The following is a 22,525-nucleotide window of genomic DNA, read 5'->3' as shown; positions in this document are numbered from 1 at the left end:
CGGAGTCAGCGCTGAAGCGCTCACTCCGGCCCACACGGGAAAACACGATGGAGAAGCAACAAGAGTCGCCGCGCGAAGCGCAGAACAAGGAGCCGCACCTGCGCAGCGTGCGGCTGACGAGCGACTTCAGCCTGCCGAAACTGTCGGCGATCGAGATCGGCAGCTACCTGCTGGCGCTCGTCGCGATGTGGCTCATCCTCGACCTCAAGCTGCTCGGCGGGCTGCTCGCCGGCCTGCTCGTCTACCAGCTGATCCACACGATCGCGCCGGTGATCGAGCGCCACACGACGAGCATGCGCGCGCGCTGGGTCGCCGTCGTGCTGTTGTCCGCCGCGATCGTCGGCGGGCTCACGGGCATCACGATCGGCATCATCGAACACTTCGAGCACACGGTGCCGAACCTGCAGAGCCTGCTCGGCCAGCTGATGCAGATCGTCGAGCAGACCCGCGCACGCACGCCCGCGTGGATCGCGAACCTGCTGCCGGTCGACGTCGAGCAGATGAAGGCGAAGGCGGCCGTGCTGATGCACACGCACATGGACCAGCTGCAGCAGAGCGGCAAGAACGTCGCGCGCGGCTTCGGCCACGTGCTGTTCGGGATGATCATCGGCGCGATGATCGCGATCGGCGTCGAGCACGGCAAGGTGCGCCGGCCGCTCTCGACCGCACTCGTCACGCGCGTGTCGCGCTTCGCCGACGCGTTCCGCCGGATCGTGTTCGCACAGATCAAGATCTCGGCGATCAACTCGTTCTTCACGGGCCTCTACCTGCTGGTCGCGCTGCCGATCTTCCACGAGCAGCTGCCGCTGTCGAAGACGCTCGTGCTCGTCACGTTCATCGTCGGCCTGCTGCCGGTGATCGGCAACCTGATCTCGAACACGCTGATCGTCGCCGTATCGCTGTCGGTGAGCATGGGCACCGCGATCGCGTCGCTCGCGTTCCTCGTGATCATCCACAAGCTCGAGTACTTCCTGAATGCGAAGATCATCGGCGGCCAGATCGAATCGCGCGCGTGGGAGCTGCTGCTCGCGATGCTCATCATGGAAGCCGCGTTCGGGCTGCCGGGCGTGATCGCCGCGCCGATCTTCTACGCGTACCTTAAGCGCGAGCTGTACATGCTGCGGCTGATCTGACGCGCGGCGCGGACGCAACACCCGCCCCAACGAAAAACGCCGCGCCCGTTGCCGGGTGCGGCGTTTTGCTTGTCGTGCGGCAGAACGGTGGCTTAGCGGAACCTTAGCGAAACACGACCGTCTTCGTCCCGTTCAGCACGATGCGATGCTCGACATGCCACTTCACCGCGCGTGCGAGCGTCACACACTCGACGTCGCGGCCGATCGCGGTCAGCTGGTCCGGCGTCATGCTGTGGTCGACGCGCTCCACTTCCTGCTCGATGATCGGGCCTTCGTCCAGATCGGTCGTCACGTAGTGCGCGGTCGCGCCGATCAGCTTCACGCCGCGGTCGAACGCCTGGTAGTACGGCTTCGCGCCCTTGAAGCTCGGCAGGAACGAATGGTGGATGTTGATCGCGCGGCCGGCAAGCTGCTCGCACATGTTCGGCGACAGGATCTGCATGTAGCGCGCGAGCACGACGAGATCCGCCTGGTGCTCGTCGATCACTTCCAGCACGCGCGCTTCCTGCGCGGCCTTCGCAGCGTCGGACGAGCCGCCGACGAGCGGGAAGTGATGGAACGGGATGTCGTAGCTCGCGGCGAGCTGGTAGAAATCCTTGTGGTTCGACACGATCGCCGGGATCTCGATCGGCAGCTGGCCCGTGCGATAGCGGAACAGCAGGTCGTTCAGGCAATGGCCGATCTTCGACACCATGATCACGACGCGCGGCTTCACCGCCGCGTCGTGCAACTCCCAGCGCATCGCGAACTGCTCGGCGAGCGGCGCGAACTGCGTGCGCAGCGTGTCGAGCGCCGTCGTCGCATCCATGCCGTTGCCGTCATGCTCGAAATGCACGCGCATGAAGAACTCGCCGGTGCGGCTGTCGCCGAACTGCGCCGAGTCGAGGATGTTGTTGCCGCGCTCGAACAGGAAGCCCGAGACCGCGTGGACGATGCCGTGCCGGTCGGGGCACGACAGTTTCAAGATAAAGCTGTGATCGGCCGACATGACCGCTACTCCCTTCGTTTCCGTATTCGTGAAATGGCCCGCGCGGGGCCGTCCGCGGCAGCCCGGCAGGCGCCACCCGAGCCCGTCCGATGCGCGGCGTCAGGCTGCGTGCGCGAACAGCGCGTCGATTCCCGCCGCGTCGTCCGCCGCGATCCACCGATGCCGCAGCAGCGTGTCGAGCATCGCGAGGCTCGCGTCCATCGTCGCTTTGCCGTCCCGCAGCCAGCCGACCACCTCCGGCACGCTGGCCAGCCGGTGCTCGGCGACTTCGCCGTCCTGGTTGTGCGGCGCGAAGTCGCGCGGCAGCGGCAGGTCGTAGACGAAGATCAGTTCGGACTGCGTCCCTTCCGGCAGCGAGCACAGCACCTGCACCGCACGGCCCGCGATCGCGCGTGCCGCGAGTTCGGCCGGAATGCCGGCTTCCTCCCAGCATTCCTTCGTCAGCGTCTCGTGAACGCCGAGCCCCCAGCCGATGCCGCCCGCGACGACGTTGTCGAGCATGCCCGGGTCGGTTGCCTTGGTCGCGCTGCGGCGGCCGAGCCACATCTGCGGCGCCGCAGCGCCTTCCGGCCGGGGCGCACCCGGCTGAGGCGCCCCCGGTAGAACCGCATATTCTACGATGCCGTTCAGGTGCACCGCATAAGTCTGCGTGCCGAAGAACCGCGACGCGGCCCGCTCGATGTACGCAAGCGGCGGATCGTCGAAGCGGTTGCGGATCGCGTAGATCTCGTCGCGCCAGCCGGGAATCGCGCCCTCGGCCGCGAGCGCGCCGATCGCGCTCGCGAGCGCCATGCTGCGCGCGTCGACCGAGTCGTAGCGGTCGGACAGCACGACGCAGTCGTCCGTCAGCTCGAACACGTCGGGCCAGCGGGCGAGCCGCGCTGCGTCGGAACGCCGCACCCAGCCGACCGGCACGCCGGCGATCTCGAAGCGCAGGTGCGCGGCCGGGTCGAAGCGGCGCGCGGCGGCAATGCAGGGAAACGTCATCGGCCGCTCCGTCAGTCCTTCAGCGCGACACGGATGCCGATCGCGATGAACGTCGCGCCGGCGAGCCGGTCGAGCCATACGCCGACCGCCGGCCGGCGCTTCAGCCACACGCCGATCGCCCCCGCGCACACGCCGAACAGCGAAAAGATCACGGCCGTCTGCAGCATGAACAACGCGCCGAGTTCGAACATCTGCAGCGTCACGCTCTGCGCGCCGTGGGCATCGACGAACTGCGGCAGGAACACGACGAAGAACAGCGTGACCTTCGGGTTCATCAGGTTGCCGAGCACGCTCTGCCGGAAGATCGACGCGAGCGGCTGCGGGGGGCGCGTGTGCGCGGTCGCGAGGCCCTGGCTGCGCAACGCCTTGATGCCGATCCAGACGAGGTACGCGGCGCCCGCGAGCTTCAGGATCTGGAACGCGACCGGCGACGAACGCAGCACAGCCGCGACGCCGAGCGCCGCGAGCGTCGTGTGGAACGTCACGCCGGCGGCGAAACCGAGCGCGGCGACGAGGCCGGCCGCGCGGCCCTGCGAGATCCCGCGCGCGAGCACCTGCAGGTTGTCGGGGCCGGGCGCGAACGTGATCGCGATCGACGTGGCGAGAAACAGCATGAAATTCGGCATCGTGGCCTCGCTTCGTGAGCCGGCGCTCAGTGGCCGGAGAACTCGGTGACGGTGTAGACGGGCAGCCCTGCGCCACGCAGCAGCGCCGAGCCGCCGAGATCCGGCAGGTCGATGATCGCAGCGCCCTCGACGACGACCGCGCCAAGCCGCTGCAGCAGGTTGCGCCCCGCCATCATCGTGCCGCCCGTCGCGATCAGGTCGTCCATGATGACCACGCGGTCGCCGGGCCGGCACGCGTCCTCGTGGATCTCGACGGTCGCGCTGCCGTATTCGAGCTCGTACGATTCCGAGCGGGTCTTGTACGGCAGCTTGCCGACCTTGCGAATCGGCACGAAGCCGACGCTCAGCTCGTACGCGACGATCGGCGCGATGATGAAGCCGCGCGCATCGAGGCCCGCGACATAGTCGAGCTTCGCGTCGACATAGCGCTCGACGAACAGGTCGACGAGCACGCGCAGCGCCTTCGGGCTCTGCAGCAGCGTCGTGATGTCGCGAAACATCACGCCCGGCTGCGGCCAGTCGGGCACGGTGCGGATCTGGCTGTGGATGAAGGCGGCGGGATCGAGCGGCGCGCCCGATGACGAATGCGGCATGAAACTCTCCGAAAAAAACGGTGCGCGACGTTCCGGGCACCGTTCAGTCATTCCAGTAATGCGGGTCAGATAATCATTGACCGACGCTCAGACCGCCGGGGCCGGCGGCTCCCGCCGGTGGCGCGACAGGCGCTCCTCCGCGAGCGCGAGCGCCTCGGGCAGCCCGCGCAGCACGACGATGTCGCTCGCGCGCAGCTTGGTCTGCGGATCCGGCTCGACGCCGCGGATGCCGTGCCGGCGGATTGCCGTCACCTCGAGCCCGAGCGCAAACAGCCCGAGCTCGTCCAGCGAGCGCCCGACCGCATCCGCGCGTGCGTCGACCGGCACCGATTGTAGCCGCACCTGCTCGTGGTCGTCGTCGTCCGTGTCGTCGGCGCCGCGGAAATAGCCGCGCAGCAGGCTGTAGCGCTCGTCGCGCATCTCCTCGACGCGCCGCACGACCTTGCGCATCGGCACGCCGACCAGCACCAGCGTATGCGACGCGAGCATCAGGCTGCCTTCGACGATCTCCGGGATCACCTCGGTCGCGCCGGCCGCGAGCAGCTTCTCGAGGTCGGCGTCGTCGACGGTGCGCACGATCGCCGGCAGCGTCGGTTCGAGCTCGTGCACGTGATGCAGCACGCGCAGCGCGGACGGCGTGTTCGCATAGGTGATCGCCACGGCCGCCGCGCGGTGGATACCGGCTGCGAGCAGCGACTCGCGGCGTGCGGCGTCGCCGAACACGACCGACTCGCCGGCCGCCGCGGCCGAGCTCACGCGGTCGGGGTCGAGGTCGAGCGCGACGTACGAAATCCCTTCCTGCTCGAGCATCCGCGCAAGGTTCTGACCCGCGCGGCCATAGCCGCAGATGATCACGTGGCCGCGCTGCTTCAGGCTTTGCGTCGCGATCCGGGTCATCTGCAGCGACTGCATCATCCACTCCGTCGACGACAGCCGCATCACGATCCGGTCCGCGTTCTGAATCAGGAACGGCGCCGCGAGCATCGACAGCAGCATCGACGCGAGGATCGCCTGCAGCAGCGTCGAATCGACGAGATGCCGGTCGAGAATCAGGTTCAGCAGCACGAAGCCGAATTCGCCGGCCTGCGCGAGGCCGAGGCCCGTGCGCATCGCGACGCCCGGGCTCGCGCCGAAGAGCCGCGCGAGCCCCGCGATCATCGTGCCCTTGAACAGGATCTGCCCGACGAAGAAGCCGAGCACGAGCAACGGGTGCTCCCAGATCACGCGCGGATCGAGCAGCATCCCGGTCGTCACGAAGAACAGGCCGAGCAGCACGTCGCGGAACGGCTTGATGTCTTCCTCGACCTGATGGCGGAACGGCGTCTCCGAGATCAGCATCCCCGCGATGAACGCGCCGAGCGCGAGCGACAGGCCGAACTTGTCGGTGATGAACGCGGCGCCGAGCGTGACGAGCAGCAGGTTCAGCACGAACAGCTCCTGCGAGCGGCGCCGCGCGACGACATTGAGCCAACGGGTCATGAAGCGCTGTCCGACGATCAGCAGCAGCGCGAGCGCGATCACGATCTTGACGGCCGCGAAGCCGAGCGTGATCGCCAGGTCCTTCGACGATTCCGCGCCGAACGCGGCGATCACGATCAGCAGCGGCACGACGGCGAGATCCTGGAACAGCAGCACGCCGAAGATGTTGCGGCCGTGCTCGGTCTCGATCTCGAGCCGCTCGGCGAGCATCTTCGACACGATCGCGGTCGACGACATCGCGAGCGCGCCGCCGAGCGCGACGCTGCCCTGCCACGTGACATGCACCCAGCGTTCGAACAGCATGCCGAGCACGAGCGCGAGCACGAGCGTCGCGACCACCTGCAACAGGCCGAGGCCGAACACGAGCCGCTGCATCGCGCGCAGCTTCGCGAGCGAGAACTCGAGGCCGATCGAGAACATCAGGAACACCACGCCGAATTCCGCGAGATGCTCGGCCCGCTCGAGATCCGCGGCGATGCCGAGCGCGTGCGGGCCGACCAGGATGCCGACGGTCAGGTAGCCGAGCATCGGCGGCAGGTTCAGCGAACGGAACACGACGACGCCCACCACCGAAGCCAGCAGCAGCAGGAGCGTCATTTCGAGCGGGGAAATCACAGGCAAAGCGTCCTCGTTCGTCGGGGCCACGGCAATGCGGGCGCGGGTGGTGGCGGTGGACAGGCGACATCGGACGAGTCCGAAGGGCCGGCGCGGCGAACAAACGCCTTTGCTATACTCCGCGCATGATAGCGAAAATCAATGATGATCGGGCGCTCGCGCTCGCCCGCGACGTGCTCGACATCGAGGCGGACGCCGTGCGCGCATTGCGCGACCAGCTCGACGGCGACTTCGTCAGGGCCGTCGCGCTGCTGCTCGGCTGCAGCGGGCGCGTGGTCGTTTCCGGAATCGGCAAATCGGGGCATATCGCCCGCAAGATCGCGGCCACGCTGGCCAGCACCGGCACGCCCGCGTTCTTCGTCCATCCGGCCGAGGCCAGCCACGGCGACCTCGGGATGGTCACGGCCGACGACGTGTTCATCGGCATCTCCTACTCCGGCGAGTCGGAAGAACTCGTCGCGATCCTGCCGCTCGTGAAGCGGATCGGCGCGAAGCTGATCTCGATCACGGGCCGCTCCGAATCCAGCCTCGGCCAGCTCGCCGACGTGAACCTGAACGCCGCGGTGTCGAAGGAAGCGTGCCCGCTGAACCTCGCGCCCACCGCGAGCACGACCGCCGCGCTCGCGCTCGGCGACGCGCTCGCCGTCGCGGTGCTCGATGCGCGCGGCTTCGGCTCCGAGGATTTCGCGCGCTCGCACCCCGGCGGCGCGCTCGGCCGGCGCCTGCTCACCTACGTGCGCGACGTGATGCGCACCGGCGACGAGATTCCGTTCGTCGGGCTCGACGCGACGCTGTCGGACGCGCTGTTCCAGATCACCGCGAAGCGCCTCGGCATGACGGCCGTGGTCGACGCGGGCGGCAAGGTCGCGGGCATCTTCACGGACGGCGACCTGCGCCGCGTGCTTGCGCGCGACGGCGACTTCCGCACGCTGCCGATCGCCGACGTGATGACGCGCAACCCGCGCACGATCGCGCCGGATCACCTGGCGGTCGAGGCCGTGGAACTGATGGAGCGCCACCGGATCAACCAGATGCTGGTGGTCGATGCCGACGGCGCGCTGATCGGCGCGCTGAACATGCACGACCTGTTCTCGAAGAAGGTGATCTGATGACCGCTGCGCTCACTGCGGCCGAACGCGCGAGCCGCGTGAAGCTGATGATTTTCGACGTCGACGGCGTGCTGACCGACGGCGGCCTGCTGTTTACGGCTGCCGGCGACGCGATGAAGTCGTTCAATTCGCTCGACGGCCACGGCGTGAAGCTGCTCGGCGAGGCCGGCATCGCGACCGCGATCATCACCGGCCGCCGCTCCGAGATCGTCGCCGCACGCGCGCAGGAAATGAAGGTCACGCACCTGTTCCAGGGCGTCGAGAACAAGCTCGCGGTGTTCGCCGACCTGATCGCGTCGCTCGGCCTCGCGCCCGACGCGTGCGGCTACATGGGCGACGACTGGCCCGACCTGCCCGTGATGCTGCGCTGCGGCTTCGCGGCCGCGCCGGCCAACGCGCATCCCGAGGTGATCGCCCGCGCGCACTGGGTCGCCGAGGCCCGCGGCGGCCACGGCGCGGTGCGCGAAGTCTGCGACACGGTGCTGCGCGCGCAGCGCCGCTACGACGCGCTGCTCGCGGCCGCCTGCGGAGCCTGACGGATGAATAGCCGATTCCGCTGGACCCAGCTGCTGCCGCTCGTCGCGGTCGCGGCGCTCGCGGGCATCACGTGGTGGCTGCTGCAGGCGACACTGCCGCCGCCCGGCGAAGGCCCCGCGCAGGAGAAGCGCCACACGCCCGACTATTTCGCCGACAACTTCTCGGTCACCGAGCTCGACCAGTCCGGCGCGACCCAGTACCGTCTGACGGCGACGAAGCTGATCCACTTCGAGGACACCGAATCGAGCGACCTGACCGCGCCTGCGATGCGCGCGTTCCAGCCAGGCCGGCCGATCGTGACGACCACCGCGAAGCGCGGCACCGTCAACGGCGACGTGTCGGTCGTCGACCTGTACGACGACGCGCGCATCCTGCGCGCGGCGGGCGGCGGCGATCCGCAGATGCAGGCCGATTCCCAGCATTTCCGGATCTTCGTCAATGACGATGTGATCCAGACTGAAAAGCCGGTTAAACTTCAGCGCGGCCTGTCGCTCGTCAACGCGACCGACGGCATGAAGTACAACAACGTCACCCGGGTCATCGAACTCTACGGCAACGTGCGCGGCACGATCGCCGCGCCGGACACGTCCGGCGGCTCGAAACGCCAACCCAAGTGACGCATCCCTCACGTGATTGCATGAACGAATCGTTCCCTCGTCAGAATACCGGCGGCGCTGCGCGCGCCGTCCGCGCCGCGCTCGCCGCGACGCTCGTGGCGCTCCCGCTCGTCGGGCTGGCGCCGCTCGCCCATGCCGAGAAGGCCGACCAGAGCAAGCCGATCAACGTCGAGGCCGACAACCTGACCTATGACGACCTGAAGCAGGTGACCGTCGCGACCGGCAACGTCGTGATCACGAAGGGCACGATCGTCATCAAGGGCGATCGTGTCGAAGTGCGGCAGGATCCGGAAGGCTACCAGTACGCAACGTCATACGGCAGCGGCAAGAAACACGCGTCGTTCCGCCAGAAGCGCGAAGGCCTCGACGAATACATCGACGGCGACGCGGAACGCATCGACTACGACGGCAAGCAGGACCTGACGACGCTCACGACCGCCGCGACCGTACGCCGCCTGCAGGGCACGTCGACGATCGCCGACACTGTGCACGGCAGCGTGGTCACGTACGACGGCCAGCGCGACTTCTACACCGCGCGGGGCGGCAAGGACGTCGCCGCGCCGGGCAACCCGAACGGCCGCGTGCGCGCGATGCTGTCGCCGAAGAACGGCGGCCCCGCGCCGCTGACGGGCGCGCCGGCCAGGCTCGCGCCGTCGCCGACGATCCAGGGAGCGCCGGACTGATGAACGCGTTACCGAACCGCCAGCCGGCCGGCACGTCGAGCTCGCTCGTCGTCCGCAACCTGAAGAAGCGCTACGGCTCGCGCACCGTCGTCAAGGACGTGTCGCTCGACGTGAAGAGCGGCGAAGTCGTCGGCCTGCTCGGCCCGAACGGCGCCGGCAAGACCACGTCGTTCTACATGATCGTCGGCCTCGTGCCGCTCGACGCGGGCGAGATCTCGCTGAATGGCAGCTCGATCAGCCTGCTGCCGATCCACAAGCGCGCGTCGCTCGGGCTGTCGTACCTGCCGCAGGAAGCATCGGTGTTCCGCAAGCTGACCGTCGAGGAGAACATCCGCGCGGTGCTCGAGCTGCAATTCGGCGACGACGGCAAGCGGCTGTCGAAGGACGCGATCGCGTCGCGCACCGAGGCGCTGCTCGACGAGCTGCAGATCGGCCACCTGCGCGAGAACCCTGCGCTGTCGCTGTCGGGTGGCGAACGCCGCCGCGTCGAGATCGCGCGCGCGCTCGCAACCAACCCGAGCTTCATCCTGCTCGACGAGCCGTTCGCGGGCGTCGACCCGATCGCGGTGCTCGAGATCCAGAAGATCGTCAAGTTCCTGAAGCAGCGCAACATCGGCGTGCTGATCACCGACCACAACGTGCGCGAAACGCTCGGCATCTGCGACCACGCGTACATCATCAGCGACGGCTCGGTGCTCGCGGCCGGCGCCCCCAGCGAGATCATCGAGAACGAGAGCGTGCGCCGCGTGTATCTCGGCGAACACTTCCGCATGTAACGCGCGTTCACGGCAACGCTTCGCACGGCCCTGCCCGGCTCCGCCGCGCGGGGCCGTGCCCCGTTTCACGCGGCCGTGCCGGCGCGCGTAATCGCGGATGGCCCAACGCGGCTGGGACGTGGCAAACTCCGGGTATGACTCCCTCCTTGCCATGAAAGCCAGCCTTCAACTCCGCCTGTCACAACATCTGGCGCTGACGCCGCAACTGCAGCAGTCGATCCGGCTCCTGCAGCTGTCGACGCTCGAACTCCAGCAGGAAGTGGCGATGGCGGTCGCCCAGAATCCGCTGCTCGAGAACGACGACGAATGGATCGCGAGCCCGCTGCGCGTCGCAGCGGACGGTTCGCTGATCGCGCAGACGCCGCCCGCGTCGAACCCCGAGCCGATGGCAGCCCCCAACGGCACCGGCCAGACCAGTGAGCGCGCGGAACGCGACGAGCCTGCCGGCGCCGACGAGTACGACGGCTACGCAAGCGGCGACGGCGGCGACGGGCCGCAATGGAACCTCGACGAGTTCGGCCGCGCGAGCGGCGCGTCCGACGACGACGACCTGCCGCCGCTGCAGGTGCAGGAAGCCGCGACGTCGCTGCGCGACCACCTGTCCGCGCAACTGCGCGTCACGCAGGCCGGGACGCGCGATCGCGCGCTCGTGATGTTCCTGATCGAATCGCTCGACGACGACGGCTACCTGACCGCGACGCTCGACGAGGTGCTCGCCGATCTGCCGCCCGAACTCGAGGTCGACTGCGACGAGCTGAACGCCGCGCTCGCGCTGCTGCACAGCTTCGATCCGGCCGGTGTCGGGGCCCGTTCGGCGTCCGAATGCCTGAAGCTGCAGTTGCTGCGGCTCGATCCGTCCCCGACGCGCACGCTCGCGCTCGAGATCGTGTCGCAACACCTCGAACTGCTGGCCGCGCGCGACTTCACACGGTTGCGCAAGCACCTGAAGGCGACCGACGACGCGCTGCGCGACGCGCACGCGCTGATCCGCTCGCTCGAGCCGTTCCCCGGCGCCGCGTACGGCAAGGCCGAGGCCGACTACGTCGTGCCCGACATCATCGTGAAGAAGGTCGGCCAGGGCTGGCAGGCGGAACTCAATCCGGAAGTCGTGCCGCGCCTGCGGATCAACAACCTCTACGCGAACATCCTGCGCAACAGCCGCGGCGATCCGTCCACCGGTTCGCTGAAGCAGCAGCTGCAGGAAGCACGCTGGCTGATCAAGAACATCCAGCAGCGCTTCGACACGATCCTGCGTGTTGCGCAGGCTATTGTCGAACGTCAGAAGAATTTCTTTGCGCACGGCGAAATCGCGATGCGCCCCTTGGTTTTGCGGGAAATTGCTGATACGCTGGGCCTACACGAGTCGACTGTCAGCCGTGTGACAACCGGGAAGTACATGCTGACCCCGTTCGGGACGCTTGAATTTAAGTACTTCTTCGGATCTCACGTTTCGACCGACACCGGTGGCGCCGCATCGTCGACCGCCATCCGTGCCCTCATCAAGCAACTGATAGGAGCCGAAGACACAAAATCGCCTCTTTCGGACAGCCGAATTGCCGAACTGCTGGCAGAACAAGGCTTCGTGGTCGCGCGCCGCACGGTTGCAAAATATCGCGAAGCCCTCAAGATCCCGGCAGTCAATCTGCGCAAGTCTCTTTAGGCCTGCTGCCTGCCCGGCGGCAGGCGTGTTCCGGCCACCGCGCATACGGGGTAAGGCCGGGCGACCTGTCCGTCATCTGCCGCATCGCGGATGCGGCACGGGCAAGTCGACCGGACGACCGCAACAACGCGGACTGGTGGCCACTCGCTTGGAGAAGCACTATGAACCTGAAGATCAGTGGACATCATCTCGAAGTCACGCCTGCAATTCGCGAATACGTGATCACCAAGCTGGACCGGGTGCTACGGCATAGCGATCAGGTGATCGATGGCACTGTGATCCTCTCGGTCGACAACCACAAGGAAAAGGACAAGCAGCAACGCGCGGAAATCAATCTGCACCTGAAGGGCAAGGACATCTTCGTCGAAAGCGCAAACGGCAACCTGTACGCGGCGATCGATCTGCTGATCGACAAGCTGGACCGCCAGGTCGTCAAGCACATGGAACGCCTGCAAACGCATGCGCATGATCCGATCAAGCTTCAACCGGCGATCGAACAGATCGAAGTGCCGCCGCAATAACTGCACACTGCATCAGCATGCCGCCCGGTTCGCCGGGCGGTTTTTTTTGTGGTCCGGCGCAACGCCGCGAGCACTGCCGGCACCGCGCGCGGCTCGCGGATGCCGCCCGGCCGCTTCGCGCCACGCGCCCGGCTGTGTTCTATAATGCTCCGGTTATTGCCGGGGGGCGTTGGGTACGGTCGCCGTGCCTCGCAGGTCTCCATCGCCAAACGCCTTGATATCGCCGAACATGGAAAATCAGTCTGCCGCCGCGAGGAGACCCCAGGCCGCCCAATCGCCTGCCAACATGAATCGCCTAGCCAAAATCCTGCCCCTAGAGAACGTCGTCATCGACCTCTCCGTCACCAGCAAGAAACGCGTGTTCGAACAAGCCGGGCTGATGTTCGAGAATCAGAACGGCATTGCCCGCAGCACCGTCACGGACAACCTGTTCGCGCGCGAGCGCCTCGGCTCGACCGGGCTCGGCGAAGGCGTCGCGATTCCGCACGGGCGCATCAAGGGCCTCAAGCATCCGCTCGCCGCGTTCGTGCGGCTCGCCGATCCGATTCCGTTCGAGGCGCCCGACGGCCAGCCGGTTTCCCTCCTGATTTTCCTGCTCGTCCCCGAGCAAGCCACCCAGCAGCATCTCGAGATCCTGTCGGAAATCGCGCAACTGCTGTCCGACCGCGACGCGCGCGAGCGTCTGCACAACGAAACGGACCCCGCCGAGTTGCATAGCCTGCTCACTCAGTGGCAACCTTGAGTTGATCCGGGCGGTACATTTTCCCGAACGAGGCGGCGCAAGCCGCCGTCCCGGGCCGCCCGGCGCCGGCCCGGCAAGGCGACGCCCGTCGCCGCGCGCGCGCACCGGCTCATTGGAGTGACGGACTCATGGATACGTCCAGCATCAACGCCCAGAGCATCTTCGACGACAACGCGGCCACGCTGAAGCTCAGCTGGCTGACGGGGCATGAAGGCTGGGAGCGCGGCTTTTCGGCCGACACCGTCGCCAACGCGACCTCGAGCGCCGACCTCGTCGGCCACCTGAACCTGATCCACCCGAACCGGATCCAGGTGCTCGGCGAAGCCGAGATCGACTACTACCAGCGGCAGACCGACGAGGACCGTTCGCGCCACATGGCCGAACTGATCGCCCTCGAGCCGCCGTTCCTCGTCGTCGCCGGCGGCGCCGCGGCGCCGCCCGAGCTCGTGCTGCGCTGTACGCGCTCGTCGACCCCGCTGTTCACGACGCCGATGTCGGCCGCCGCGGTGATCGACAGCCTGCGCCTCTACATGTCGCGGATCCTCGCGCCGCGCGCGACGCTGCATGGCGTGTTTCTCGACATCCTCGGGATGGGCGTGCTGCTGACGGGCGACTCGGGCCTCGGCAAGAGCGAACTCGGCCTCGAGCTGATCAGCCGCGGCCACGGCCTCGTCGCCGACGACGCGGTCGACTTCGTCCGTCTTGGCCCCGATTTCGTCGAAGGGCGCTGCCCGCCGCTGCTGCAGAACCTGCTCGAAGTGCGCGGCCTCGGCCTGCTCGACATCAAGACGATCTTCGGCGAGACCGCCGTGCGGCGGAAGATGAAGCTGAAGCTGATCGTGCAGCTCGTGCGGCGCCCGGACGGCGAGTTCCAGCGCCTGCCGCTCGAAAGCCAGACCGTCGACGTGCTCGGCCTGCCGATCAGCAAGGTCACGATCCAGGTTGCGGCCGGCCGCAACCTCGCGGTGCTCGTCGAGGCAGCGGTGCGCAACACGATCCTGCAGTTGCGCGGAATCGACACGTTGCGTGATTTCATGGATCGGCAACGACTCGCGATGCAAGATCCCGATAGTCAGTTTCCCGGCAAGCTCGTATAGGGCCTGCTCACGCCAACAACGGGCCCGCTGCGGCCCGTCGCGCAGCGCGGGCGCGTCGTGCCGGTGCTATGATGAACCGTCAGGATTTTCTGCTTCCCATGCGCATAGTTCTCATCACCGGCATTTCCGGTTCCGGCAAATCCGTCGCGCTGAACGCGCTCGAAGACGCAGGCTACTACTGCGTCGACAATCTGCCGCCGCACGTGCTGCCCGAGCTAACCCGCTACCTCGCCGAAGAAGGCCAGCAGCGGCTCGCGGTTGCGATCGACGCGCGCTCGAGCGCGTCGCTCGACGAAATGCCCGGCCTGATCCGTACGCTGTCGCGCGATCACGATCTGCGCGTGCTGTTCCTCAATGCGAGCACCCCCGCGCTGATCCAGCGCTTCTCCGAGACGCGCCGCCGCCATCCTCTGTCGGGCTCGCCGTCGCACGACGCGGACATCGGCCTGCTGTCGTCGCTCGAGGAGGCGATCGAGCGCGAGCGCGACCTCGTCGCGCCGCTCGCCGAGTTCGGCCACCAGATCGACACGAGCAACCTGCGCGCGAACGTGCTGCGCACCTGGGTCAAGCGCTTCATCGAACAGAAGAACGACGACCTGATGCTGATGTTCGAATCGTTCGGCTTCAAGCGCGGCGTGCCGCTCGACGCCGACCTGATGTTCGACGTGCGCGCGCTGCCGAACCCGTACTACGACCATGAGTTGCGCCCGCTCACCGGGCTCGACCAGCCGGTCATCGCGTTTCTCGACGCACTGCCGATCGTCCACCAGATGATCGACGACATCCATGCGTTCCTGATCAAATGGCTGCCGCACTTCCGCGAAGACAACCGTAGCTACCTGACCGTCGCCATCGGCTGTACGGGCGGCCAGCATCGCTCGGTCTTCATCGCGGAAACGCTCGCCGCGCGCCTCGCGCACCAGGCGAACGTGATCGTGCGGCATCGTGACGCGCCCGTGGATGTCGACGCGTCGTCGCGGCTCGTGGCCGAGGTCGCCAGACCTTAGCAACGCCGCTTCTCCGTAAGCGCCATGTCCTCTCTCTCGACCACCCTGCTCGACCTGCCGCTGTTCCCCCTCCATACGGTGCTGTTTCCGGGCGGCCTGCTGCCGCTGAAGGTCTTCGAGGCGCGCTACCTCGACATGGCGCGCGCGTGCCTGCGCGACAACGCGCCGTTTGGCGTCTGCCTACTGAAGAGCGGGCCGGAAGTCGCACAGGAAGGCGCGGTGTCGGTACCCGAAACGATCGGCTGCATGGCGCGCATCGTCGAATGCGACACCGGCGAGTTCGGAATGCTGTTCCTGCAGGCGATCGGCACGCAGCGCTTCGAGTTGCTGTCGCATCGCGTCGAGGCGAACGGGCTGCTGGTCGGCATCGCGGAGCCGCTGCCCGACGACATTCCGCTCGAGGGCGAGCAGGCGCTCGCGCAGTTCGGCGCGTGCGCGGAGGTGCTCGAACGCATCATCGAAGCGCTAAAGCAGAAGATCGACAAGGAAAAGGAAAAGCTGCCGTTCTGCGAACCGTTCCGGCTCGACGATCCGAGCTGGGTGTCGAACCGTCTCGCGGAACTGCTGCCGCTCGACCTGCGCGCGCGACAGAAGCTGATGGAGTTTCCCGATGTCGGCGCGCGCATCGACGCCGTGCATCACGTGCTGAACCGGCACGGCTGGCTCTGAGCGCGAAGACGGGTGCGCTTTGCAGGTGCGCTCGCGGGCGCACTTAGCGCGCGCCCGCGCGTCGCGTTACAGCAGCGAACCGCTCAATCCGTCGAGCAGCTTGCGCACCGGCGCAGGCACGCCGTATGCGTCGAGCCCGGCGAGCGGCACCCACGCAGTCTGTGCGTCCTGCGCGACGAGCGCGCCGCCGTCACCCATCTCGCTCAGCCGCGGCTCGATCTCGAGCTTGAAATGCGTGAACGTGTGCGTGAGCGGTGCGAGCGGCACCGGACCACCGCCGCCGAATCCGCGCGCGCGCTCGGCGAGCGCGGCATCGCCGTCGGCCTCCGGCAGGCTCCAGAGCCCGCCCCAGATGCCGGCCGGCGGACGCCGCTCGAGCAGCACCGCGTCGCCATCGCGCAGCACGAGCATCCACGTCTTCTTCGTCGGCACCTTCTTCTTCGGACGCGCGGCCGGCAATTCGCGCTGCCGGCCCGTCGACTGGGCGACGCAATCCCCCGCGAACGGGCAGCGCGCGCAATCCGGCTTGCCGCGCACGCACAGCGTCGCACCGAGATCCATCAGCCCCTGCGTGTAGGCGCTGACGTCGTCCGCATGCGCAGCGTCGGGCAACAACGATTCGGCAAGCGCCCACATGTCGTTCTCGACACGCTTTTCCCCCGGGAAACCCTCGACGCCGAATACACGCGCGAGCACGCGCTTCACATTGCCGTCGAGAATCGTCGCGTGCGCGCCGAACGCGAACGACGCGATCGCCGCGGCGGTCGAGCGGCCGATGCCCGGCAGTTCGGCGAGCGCCTCCGGCGTCGACGGAAACGCGCCGCCGTGCCCGGCGACCACGACCTGCGCGCAGCGATGCAGGTTGCGCGCGCGCGAGTAGTAGCCGAGGCCGGCCCACAACGCCATTACGTCGTCGAGCGGCGCGGCCGCGAGCGCCGCGACGTCCGGGTAGCGGTCGAGAAAGCGCAGGTAGTACGGCACGACGGTCGATACCTGCGTCTGCTGCAGCATGATTTCGGACAGCCAGATGCGATACGGGTCACGGGTGTTCTGCCACGGCAGGTCGTGGCGTCCGTGCTCGCGCTGCCACGCGATCAGGCGCGTGGCGAACTTGCGGTGCAGCGGCGTGACGGGAAACGGAGCGGGGGCGATACGGGGTGGCTTCAAGGTCGCAAGTAGGTGGCAAGTGGTTTCAACGCTGGCAGGACGGACAGTAGTAGGTCGACCGCTGGCCCTGCACGATCTGCCTGATCGGCGTGCCGCACACGCGGCAAGGCTGCCCGGCGCGATCATAGACGAAGCAGTCGAGCTGGAAGTAGCCGCTCTCGCCGTTGCTGCCGACGAAATCGCGCAGCGTGCTGCCGCCGCGCTCGATGGCGTCGGCGAGCGTCGCGCGCACGGCGTCGGCAAGCCGCTCGTAGCGCGGCAGCGACACCTTGCCGGCCGCGGTGGTCGGCCGGATGCGCGCGCGGAACAGGCTCTCCGACGCATAGATGTTGCCGACGCCGACGACGATGTCGCCCGCGAGCAGCGCCTGCTTGACCGACACCGAGCGCCCGCGCGTGCGCGCGTGGAGCAGCGCGCCGGTGAACGCCGGCGAGAACGGTTCGACGCCGAGCCCGGCCAGGAGCGGATGCGCGTGCACGTCGCCGTCTTCGCGCGGATGCCACAGCACCGCGCCGAACCGGCGCGGATCGCGGAAACGCAGCACGAACTCGTCGAAAATCCAGTCGATATGGTCGTGTTTCGCGGCCGCGGGCGGCGCGCCGGCCGTCGGCAGCACGCGCAGCGTGCCCGTCATGCCGAGGTGCACGATGAACCAGCCGGCGTCGACTTCGAACAGCAGGTATTTGCCGCGACGCTCGACGCCGAGCACCTCGCGCGCGCGCAGCTGTTCCGCGAGCCCGGCGGGCACGGGCCAGCGCAGCATCGCGGTGCGCACGTCGACGCGCTCGACGCGACGGCCCGCGACAAAGGGTTCGATACCGCGGCGCGTCACTTCGACTTCCGGCAACTCTGGCATGTTCTGGGGGTCTTAGACTGGATGATGACGATCGTGCGTGTATTGTAGCGAGCGCGATACAATCGGCTGAAACATCGAACGGATTTCCATGACCCTGCCCTCGAAGCTGCTTCAGAAGCGCCCCGCCGCCGACGCACGTGCCTCGCGCGCCTTCCCGATCCGCCGCGCGCTTGGTGCCGCGCTGATCGCCGCATGGACGCTTGCCGCCTTCCCGGCTCACGCGCAGGATCCGGCACCGGACGATGCCGAATCCCAGAACTCGTTCGATCACGTGTTGCCGGACGAGAAAAAGGATCTCCCGAACGTCCAGCTGACGAGCCAGATCGTCTACCAGGTGCTCGCCGCCGAGGTTGCGCTGCAGCGCAACCAGCCTGCGCCTGCGTTCCAGACCTATCTCGCGCTCGCACGCGACACGCACGACCCGCGCATGGCGCAGCGCGCGACCGAAATCGCGCTCGGCGCGCAGAGCCCGGCCGACGCGCTGTCCGCCGCAGAGCTGTGGCGGCAGTACGCGCCCAATTCGAATCGCGCGTCGCAGGTCGACGCCGCGCTGCTCGTGCTGTCCGGCAAGCCGGCCGACGCGCAGCCGATGCTCGCGCGCGAACTCGCGCGCGCGAGCGGCGACTCGCGCGGCCCCGCGATCCTCGCGCTGCAGGCGCTGCTCGCACGCGGCGCGGACCGCGTCGGCGGCCTCGCGGTGCTGAAGGACATGCTGAAGAACGACATGAACCGCCCTGAGGCGCAGCTCGCGATCGCGCGGCAGCAGCTCGCGGTCGACGACAAGGAGGGCGCCGCGCAGTCGCTGAAGCAGGCGCTGAAGATCCGGCCGGACTACCTGCCGGCGGCGCTGATGCTGTCGCAGATGGGTCCGGCGGAGCGCGCGGCAGGCATCGCGTCGTTCGAGAAATATGTTCAGCAGAATCCGAAGTCGCGCGATGCGCGGCTCGCACTGTCGCAGCTGTATCTCGCCGACGAACGCCTCGACGATGCGCAGAAGCAGTTCGAGACGATGCGCAAGCTCGATGCGAAGGATCCGACGCCGCTGATGGCGCTGGCGCTGATCAAGATTCAGCAGAAGAAACTCGACGACGCGACGGCCTTCCTGAAGCAATACGTGCAGCTCGGCGACAAGCAGCCCGATCTCGACGTCGGCCAGGGCTACATCTACCTCGCTCAGATCGCGATCGACCAGGGCAACGACGCGCAGGCGTCGCAATGGCTCGACAAGGTCGACCAGACGAGCCAGCACTACCTGCCCGCGCAGATCACGCGCGCGCAGCTGCTGCAGAAGCAGGGCAAGACCGACGAAGCGCGCAAGGTGCTCGACAACCTGTCGGTCACCGATCCGCGCGATGCTGCCGTGATCGCGCGCACTGACGCGTCGATCCTGTTCACCGCGAAGCGCTACAACGAAGCGGAAGCGCGCCTGTCGCGCGCAGTCGACGATTTCCCGGAAGATCCGGACCTGCGCTACGACTATGCGATGGCGGCCGAGAAGACCGGCCACTACACGACGATGGAAAAGCAGCTGCGCGAACTGATCCGCACGCAGCCCGACAACCCGCAGGCGTACAACGCGCTCGGCTATTCGCTTGCCGACCGCAACCAGCGCCTGTCGGAGGCCAGCAAGCTGATCGAGAAGGCAATCGCGCTCGCGCCGAACGACGCGTACATCATGGACAGCCTCGGCTGGGTGAAGTACCGGATGGGCGACACGGCCGGTGCGACGACGATCCTGCGGCGCGCCTACGACCTGCAGCCGAACGCCGAAATCGGCGCGCATCTCGGCGAGGTGCTGTGGCGGACCGGCGCGCAGGACGAGGCGCGTTCCGCGTGGCGTGCGGCGCAGAAGCTCGAGCCGGACAACGACACGCTCGTGCAGACGCTCAAGCGCCTCCAGATCAACGGTCTCTGATGCAGGTATTCCGGATGTTTTCCCTGTCCTCCGGTGCGGCGCGTGCCGCCGCAGCGGCCGCGGCGGCGTTCGCGCTTGCCGGCTGCGCAAGCACGCCGCCGTCGGCGAGCGCGCCGTCCGCCGACGCGCTGCAGACCGCCGCGACGCACGCCTATCACGGCCGCTTCGCGGTGCAGTACAGCGACCGCCTCGGCAAGCCGCAGAACGTGTACGGCAACTTCGACTGGCAGGAGCACGGCGACGACGTGTTGCTCGAGCTGCGCAGCCCGCTCGGCCAGACGCTCGCAGTCGTCAAGTCGTCGCCGCGCGAGGCGTCGCTCGAGCTGCCGAACCGTCAGCCGAAATTCGCGACGGACGTCGGCGAGCTGATGCAGAACACGCTCGGCTTCGCGCTGCCGCTCGCGGGCCTGCGCTACTGGCTGCTGCCGACGCCCGCGCCCGCGACGCCCGCGCAGACGGTACGTGATCCCGACGACGGCACGCGCATCAAGCAGATCCGCCAGGATGGCTGGACGATCGACTACATCGCCTATGCGGATGCGCCGGCCACCGGCGTCAAACGCGTGAATCTCGTGCGCGCCACGCCGCCGCTCGACATCAAGCTCGTGCTCGACCAGTGAGCACGCGCACCCTGCCCGACCAGACACCAGCATGACCGACTCGACCCGCTCGCTGCGCAACTGCCTTGCGCCCGCGAAACTCAACCTGTTCCTGCACATCACCGGCCGCCGTCCGAACGGCTATCACGACCTGCAGAGCGTGTTCCAACTGCTGAACTGGGGCGATACGCTGCACTTCACGCTGCGCGACGACGGCAAGGTCGCGCGCGCGACCGACGTGCCCGGCGTGCCCGAGGAAAGCGATCTCGTCGTGCGCGCGGCGAACCTGCTGAAAGCGCACACGGGTACCGCGGCCGGCGTCGATATCGAGATCGACAAGCGCCTGCCGATGGGCGCGGGCCTCGGCGGCGGCAGCTCCGACGCGGCAACGACGCTGCTCGCGCTGAACCGTCTGTGGCAGCTGAATCTGCCGCGCGCGGAATTGCAATCGCTCGCGGTGAAACTCGGCGCCGACGTGCCGTTTTTTATTTTTGGAAAAAATGCGTTCGCAGAGGGTATCGGAGAAGAATTAGCTGAGGTAGAATTGCCGACTCGCTGGTTCCTGGTTGTGACGCCAAGCGTTCATGTCCCGACTGCTGAAATATTTTCAGATAAGTTGTTGACAAGAGATTCAAAGCCCGTCACAATTACAGACTTTCTTGCACGACAAAGCAGCGACGCAGGATGGCCAGATAGTTTCGGTCGGAATGATATGCAGCAAGTTGTGACAAGTAAGTACGCGGAAGTTGCGCAGGTGGTCAAATGGTTGTATGATGTGACCCCCGCGAGGATGACCGGCTCCGGAGCTAGCGTGTTTGCGGTGTTTCGCAGCAAGCACGAGGCAGAAGCGGTGAAAGCCAAACTGCCCGCCGGTTGGAATGGCGCAGTTGCCGAGAGTTTGAACGAGCATCCGCTCTTCTCTTTCGCGTCATGAAGTTTTGCTTTGTCGGATGGCCTACAGTCCGGCGAAGATTCAGTTAAGTGTAGGGGAGTCGCCAAGTTGGTCAAGGCACCGGATTTTGATTCCGGCATGCGAGGGTTCGAGTCCTTCCTCCCCTGCCATAAATTTTCCCGCATTTTCCCGCCCAAGCCCGAAGCAGGTGCATGATGAGCAGCCACGCCCATGACGGCCTGATGGTCTTTACTGGTAACGCGAATCCCGCGCTTGCTCAGGAAGTCGTCAATATCCTTGGTATTCCCCTCGGCAAGGCAATGGTCAGCCGTTTCTCCGACGGCGAGATCCAGGTCGAGATCCAGGAAAACGTGCGCGGCAAGGACGTCTTCGTCCTGCAATCCACGTGCGCGCCGACCAACGACAACCTGATGGAACTGATGATCATGGTCGATGCGCTGAAGCGCGCATCCGCAGGCCGGATCACCGCAGCCATCCCCTACTTCGGCTATGCCCGCCAGGATCGCCGCCCGCGTTCGGCGCGCGTCGCGATCTCGGCGAAGGTCATCGCGAACATGCTGGAAATCGCCGGCGTCGAGCGGATCATCACGATGGATCTGCACGCCGACCAGATTCAGGGCTTCTTCGACATCCCGGTCGACAACATCTACGCAACGCCGATCCTGCTGGGCGACCTGCGCAAGCAGAACTACTCGGATCTGCTCGTCGTATCGCCGGACGTCGGCGGCGTGGTCCGCGCCCGTGCGCTCGCGAAGCAGCTCAACTGCGATCTCGCGATCATCGACAAGCGTCGCCCGAAGGCGAACGTCGCCGAAGTGATGAACATCATCGGTGAAGTCGAAGGCCGTACCTGCGTGATCATGGACGACATGGTCGACACCGCCGGCACGCTCTGCAAGGCAGCGCAAGTGCTGAAGGACCGCGGCGCGAAGCAGGTGTTCGCGTATGCGACGCACCCCGTGCTGTCGGGCGGCGCAGCCGAGCGCATCGCCGCATCGGCGCTCGACGAGCTGGTCGTCACCGACACGATCCCGCTGTCCGCAGAATCGCTGGCGTGCTCGAAGATCCGCTCGCTGACGAGCGCGAGCCTGCTGGCCGAGACGTTCTCGCGGATCCGCCGCGGCGATTCGGTGATGTCGCTGTTCGCGGAATCCTGATCGGATACCGACAAGTCAAGCATGCGTAGAAAGCGAAGCGGCAACGCTTCGCTTTTTGCACAATCGGCCGGGACTTACG

23 protein-coding genes and 1 tRNA gene are annotated in these 22,525 nt (G+C 67.1%); 17 read left to right on the top strand and 7 right to left on the bottom strand.

Features of this window, described 5'->3' with window-relative positions; genetic code table 11:
- Positions 1–47: 47 nt before the first annotated feature.
- Positions 48–1,133: an AI-2E family transporter gene (locus DID96_RS24670; protein WP_185732347.1), complete on the top strand. Its 1,086-nt coding sequence runs from the start codon at positions 48–50 to the stop codon at positions 1,131–1,133.
- Positions 1,134–1,236: 103 nt separating this feature from the next.
- Here the strand turns inward: DID96_RS24670 and purU are convergent, their stop codons facing one another.
- The 5 genes from purU to DID96_RS24645 all read right to left on the bottom strand — a co-directional run bounded on the left by purU (position 1,237) and on the right by DID96_RS24645 (position 6,421).
- Complete coding sequence (gene purU / locus DID96_RS24665) at positions 1,237–2,121, bottom strand: formyltetrahydrofolate deformylase (RefSeq protein WP_124601871.1); 885 nt, start codon at positions 2,119–2,121, stop codon at positions 1,237–1,239.
- A 99-nt stretch (positions 2,122–2,220) separates the two neighbouring features.
- On the bottom strand, positions 2,221–3,108 hold the full coding sequence (locus DID96_RS24660) for an NUDIX hydrolase family protein (RefSeq protein ID WP_124601870.1): 888 nt from the start codon (positions 3,106–3,108) through the stop codon (positions 2,221–2,223).
- Positions 3,109–3,119: 11 nt separating this feature from the next.
- Positions 3,120–3,734, bottom strand: a complete 615-nt coding sequence (locus DID96_RS24655) for a LysE family translocator (protein ID WP_124601869.1) — start codon at positions 3,732–3,734, stop codon at positions 3,120–3,122.
- A 26-nt stretch (positions 3,735–3,760) separates the two neighbouring features.
- A complete protein-coding gene (locus DID96_RS24650; RefSeq protein WP_124601868.1) occupies positions 3,761–4,327 on the bottom strand; it encodes an adenine phosphoribosyltransferase in 567 nt (188 codons plus the stop codon).
- A gap of 87 nt (positions 4,328–4,414) precedes the next feature.
- Positions 4,415–6,421, bottom strand: a complete 2,007-nt coding sequence (locus tag DID96_RS24645; protein WP_124601881.1) for a monovalent cation:proton antiporter family protein — start codon at positions 6,419–6,421, stop codon at positions 4,415–4,417.
- A 125-nt stretch (positions 6,422–6,546) separates the two neighbouring features.
- Between DID96_RS24645 and kdsD the strand changes: the two genes are divergently transcribed.
- The 11 genes from kdsD (at position 6,547) to DID96_RS24590 (ending at position 15,839) form a co-directional block, all read left to right on the top strand.
- A complete protein-coding gene (gene kdsD / locus DID96_RS24640; protein ID WP_124601867.1) occupies positions 6,547–7,530 on the top strand; it encodes an arabinose 5-phosphate isomerase KdsD in 984 nt (327 codons plus the stop codon).
- Positions 7,530–8,066 (top strand): HAD family hydrolase, encoded by a 537-nt coding sequence (locus DID96_RS24635; RefSeq protein ID WP_124601866.1) that lies wholly within the window; start codon positions 7,530–7,532, stop codon positions 8,064–8,066. Before kdsD ends, DID96_RS24635 begins: the two co-directional genes overlap by 1 nt.
- A gap of 3 nt (positions 8,067–8,069) precedes the next feature.
- A complete protein-coding gene (gene lptC / locus DID96_RS24630) occupies positions 8,070–8,684 on the top strand; it encodes an LPS export ABC transporter periplasmic protein LptC (RefSeq protein WP_124601865.1) in 615 nt (204 codons plus the stop codon).
- A 20-nt stretch (positions 8,685–8,704) separates the two neighbouring features.
- Positions 8,705–9,367 (top strand): lipopolysaccharide transport periplasmic protein LptA, encoded by a 663-nt coding sequence (gene lptA, locus DID96_RS24625; RefSeq protein ID WP_124601864.1) that lies wholly within the window; start codon positions 8,705–8,707, stop codon positions 9,365–9,367.
- Positions 9,367–10,143, top strand: coding sequence for an LPS export ABC transporter ATP-binding protein (gene lptB, locus DID96_RS24620; RefSeq protein ID WP_124601863.1), 777 nt, complete (start codon positions 9,367–9,369; stop codon positions 10,141–10,143). Before lptA ends, lptB begins: the two co-directional genes overlap by 1 nt.
- A 151-nt stretch (positions 10,144–10,294) precedes the next feature.
- Positions 10,295–11,803 carry an RNA polymerase factor sigma-54 gene (locus DID96_RS24615; RefSeq protein ID WP_124601862.1) on the top strand — a complete coding sequence of 503 codons (1,509 nt, stop codon included), beginning with the start codon at positions 10,295–10,297 and terminating at the stop codon, positions 11,801–11,803.
- A gap of 161 nt (positions 11,804–11,964) precedes the next feature.
- Entirely contained in the window at positions 11,965–12,324 is a 360-nt protein-coding gene (gene hpf, locus DID96_RS24610; protein WP_124601861.1) for a ribosome hibernation-promoting factor, HPF/YfiA family, read from the top strand.
- Positions 12,325–12,553: 229 nt separating this feature from the next.
- Complete coding sequence (locus DID96_RS24605; protein ID WP_124601880.1) at positions 12,554–13,066, top strand: PTS sugar transporter subunit IIA; 513 nt, start codon at positions 12,554–12,556, stop codon at positions 13,064–13,066.
- A gap of 128 nt (positions 13,067–13,194) precedes the next feature.
- The gene (hprK, locus tag DID96_RS24600) at positions 13,195–14,163 is read left to right on the top strand and encodes an HPr(Ser) kinase/phosphatase (RefSeq protein WP_010090664.1); all 969 of its coding nucleotides are present in this window, start codon (positions 13,195–13,197) and stop codon (positions 14,161–14,163) included.
- A 98-nt stretch (positions 14,164–14,261) separates the two neighbouring features.
- Positions 14,262–15,170, top strand: a complete 909-nt coding sequence (gene rapZ / locus DID96_RS24595) for an RNase adapter RapZ (RefSeq protein WP_124601860.1) — start codon at positions 14,262–14,264, stop codon at positions 15,168–15,170.
- 24 nt (positions 15,171–15,194) lie between these two features.
- Positions 15,195–15,839 (top strand): LON peptidase substrate-binding domain-containing protein, encoded by a 645-nt coding sequence (locus DID96_RS24590; protein WP_124601859.1) that lies wholly within the window; start codon positions 15,195–15,197, stop codon positions 15,837–15,839.
- Between the two features lie 66 nt (positions 15,840–15,905).
- On the opposite strand, the gene mutY is transcribed toward DID96_RS24590, so the two are convergent.
- Entirely contained in the window at positions 15,906–17,006 is a 1,101-nt protein-coding gene (gene mutY / locus DID96_RS24585) for an A/G-specific adenine glycosylase (protein WP_124601858.1), read from the bottom strand.
- A gap of 25 nt (positions 17,007–17,031) precedes the next feature.
- Positions 17,032–17,862, bottom strand: coding sequence for a bifunctional DNA-formamidopyrimidine glycosylase/DNA-(apurinic or apyrimidinic site) lyase (gene mutM / locus DID96_RS24580; protein ID WP_124601857.1), 831 nt, complete (start codon positions 17,860–17,862; stop codon positions 17,032–17,034).
- Positions 17,863–17,950: 88 nt separating this feature from the next.
- Here mutM and DID96_RS24575 point away from each other — a divergent pair, with 88 nt between their 5' ends.
- The 5 genes from DID96_RS24575 to DID96_RS24555 all read left to right on the top strand — a co-directional run bounded on the left by DID96_RS24575 (position 17,951) and on the right by DID96_RS24555 (position 22,446).
- Entirely contained in the window at positions 17,951–19,777 is a 1,827-nt protein-coding gene (locus tag DID96_RS24575) for a tetratricopeptide repeat protein (RefSeq protein WP_124601856.1), read from the top strand.
- Positions 19,777–20,397: a lipoprotein insertase outer membrane protein LolB gene (lolB, locus tag DID96_RS24570; protein WP_124601855.1), complete on the top strand. Its 621-nt coding sequence runs from the start codon at positions 19,777–19,779 to the stop codon at positions 20,395–20,397. Before DID96_RS24575 ends, lolB begins: the two co-directional genes overlap by 1 nt.
- A 31-nt stretch (positions 20,398–20,428) precedes the next feature.
- A complete protein-coding gene (ispE, locus tag DID96_RS24565) occupies positions 20,429–21,310 on the top strand; it encodes a 4-(cytidine 5'-diphospho)-2-C-methyl-D-erythritol kinase (RefSeq protein ID WP_124601854.1) in 882 nt (293 codons plus the stop codon).
- A 51-nt stretch (positions 21,311–21,361) separates the two neighbouring features.
- Positions 21,362–21,438: transfer RNA gene (locus DID96_RS24560), tRNA-Gln, on the top strand.
- A gap of 45 nt (positions 21,439–21,483) precedes the next feature.
- Positions 21,484–22,446 carry a ribose-phosphate pyrophosphokinase gene (locus DID96_RS24555; RefSeq protein ID WP_124601879.1) on the top strand — a complete coding sequence of 321 codons (963 nt, stop codon included), beginning with the start codon at positions 21,484–21,486 and terminating at the stop codon, positions 22,444–22,446.
- Positions 22,447–22,525: the final 79 nt, after the last annotated feature.

The organism is Burkholderia sp. Bp8963 (genome assembly GCF_003854275.1).
Classification (GTDB): domain Bacteria; phylum Pseudomonadota; class Gammaproteobacteria; order Burkholderiales; family Burkholderiaceae; genus Burkholderia.
The sequence above is the reverse complement of the archived record's forward strand: the minus strand, read 5'-3'. Positions and strand labels throughout refer to the sequence as shown.

Coding starts and splice junctions, on each gene's coding strand:
- DID96_RS24660 (WP_124601870.1), bottom strand. CDS start 3,108: ATGACGTTTCCCTGCATTGCCGCCGCGCGCCGCTTCGACCCGGCCGCG.
- purU (WP_124601871.1), bottom strand. CDS start 2,121: ATGTCGGCCGATCACAGCTTTATCTTGAAACTGTCGTGCCCCGACCGG.
- lptC (WP_124601865.1), top strand. CDS start 8,070: ATGAATAGCCGATTCCGCTGGACCCAGCTGCTGCCGCTCGTCGCGGTC.
- DID96_RS24605 (WP_124601880.1), top strand. CDS start 12,554: ATGGAAAATCAGTCTGCCGCCGCGAGGAGACCCCAGGCCGCCCAATCG.
- DID96_RS24650 (WP_124601868.1), bottom strand. CDS start 4,327: ATGCCGCATTCGTCATCGGGCGCGCCGCTCGATCCCGCCGCCTTCATC.
- DID96_RS24615 (WP_124601862.1), top strand. CDS start 10,295: ATGAAAGCCAGCCTTCAACTCCGCCTGTCACAACATCTGGCGCTGACG.
- DID96_RS24590 (WP_124601859.1), top strand. CDS start 15,195: ATGTCCTCTCTCTCGACCACCCTGCTCGACCTGCCGCTGTTCCCCCTC.
- lptA (WP_124601864.1), top strand. CDS start 8,705: ATGAACGAATCGTTCCCTCGTCAGAATACCGGCGGCGCTGCGCGCGCC.
- DID96_RS24670 (WP_185732347.1), top strand. CDS start 48: ATGGAGAAGCAACAAGAGTCGCCGCGCGAAGCGCAGAACAAGGAGCCG.
- kdsD (WP_124601867.1), top strand. CDS start 6,547: ATGATAGCGAAAATCAATGATGATCGGGCGCTCGCGCTCGCCCGCGAC.
- ispE (WP_124601854.1), top strand. CDS start 20,429: ATGACCGACTCGACCCGCTCGCTGCGCAACTGCCTTGCGCCCGCGAAA.
- rapZ (WP_124601860.1), top strand. CDS start 14,262: ATGCGCATAGTTCTCATCACCGGCATTTCCGGTTCCGGCAAATCCGTC.
- DID96_RS24655 (WP_124601869.1), bottom strand. CDS start 3,734: ATGCCGAATTTCATGCTGTTTCTCGCCACGTCGATCGCGATCACGTTC.
- mutM (WP_124601857.1), bottom strand. CDS start 17,862: ATGCCAGAGTTGCCGGAAGTCGAAGTGACGCGCCGCGGTATCGAACCC.
- lptB (WP_124601863.1), top strand. CDS start 9,367: ATGAACGCGTTACCGAACCGCCAGCCGGCCGGCACGTCGAGCTCGCTC.
- DID96_RS24635 (WP_124601866.1), top strand. CDS start 7,530: ATGACCGCTGCGCTCACTGCGGCCGAACGCGCGAGCCGCGTGAAGCTG.
- hpf (WP_124601861.1), top strand. CDS start 11,965: ATGAACCTGAAGATCAGTGGACATCATCTCGAAGTCACGCCTGCAATT.
- lolB (WP_124601855.1), top strand. CDS start 19,777: ATGCAGGTATTCCGGATGTTTTCCCTGTCCTCCGGTGCGGCGCGTGCC.
- hprK (WP_010090664.1), top strand. CDS start 13,195: ATGGATACGTCCAGCATCAACGCCCAGAGCATCTTCGACGACAACGCG.
- DID96_RS24575 (WP_124601856.1), top strand. CDS start 17,951: ATGACCCTGCCCTCGAAGCTGCTTCAGAAGCGCCCCGCCGCCGACGCA.
- DID96_RS24555 (WP_124601879.1), top strand. CDS start 21,484: ATGAGCAGCCACGCCCATGACGGCCTGATGGTCTTTACTGGTAACGCG.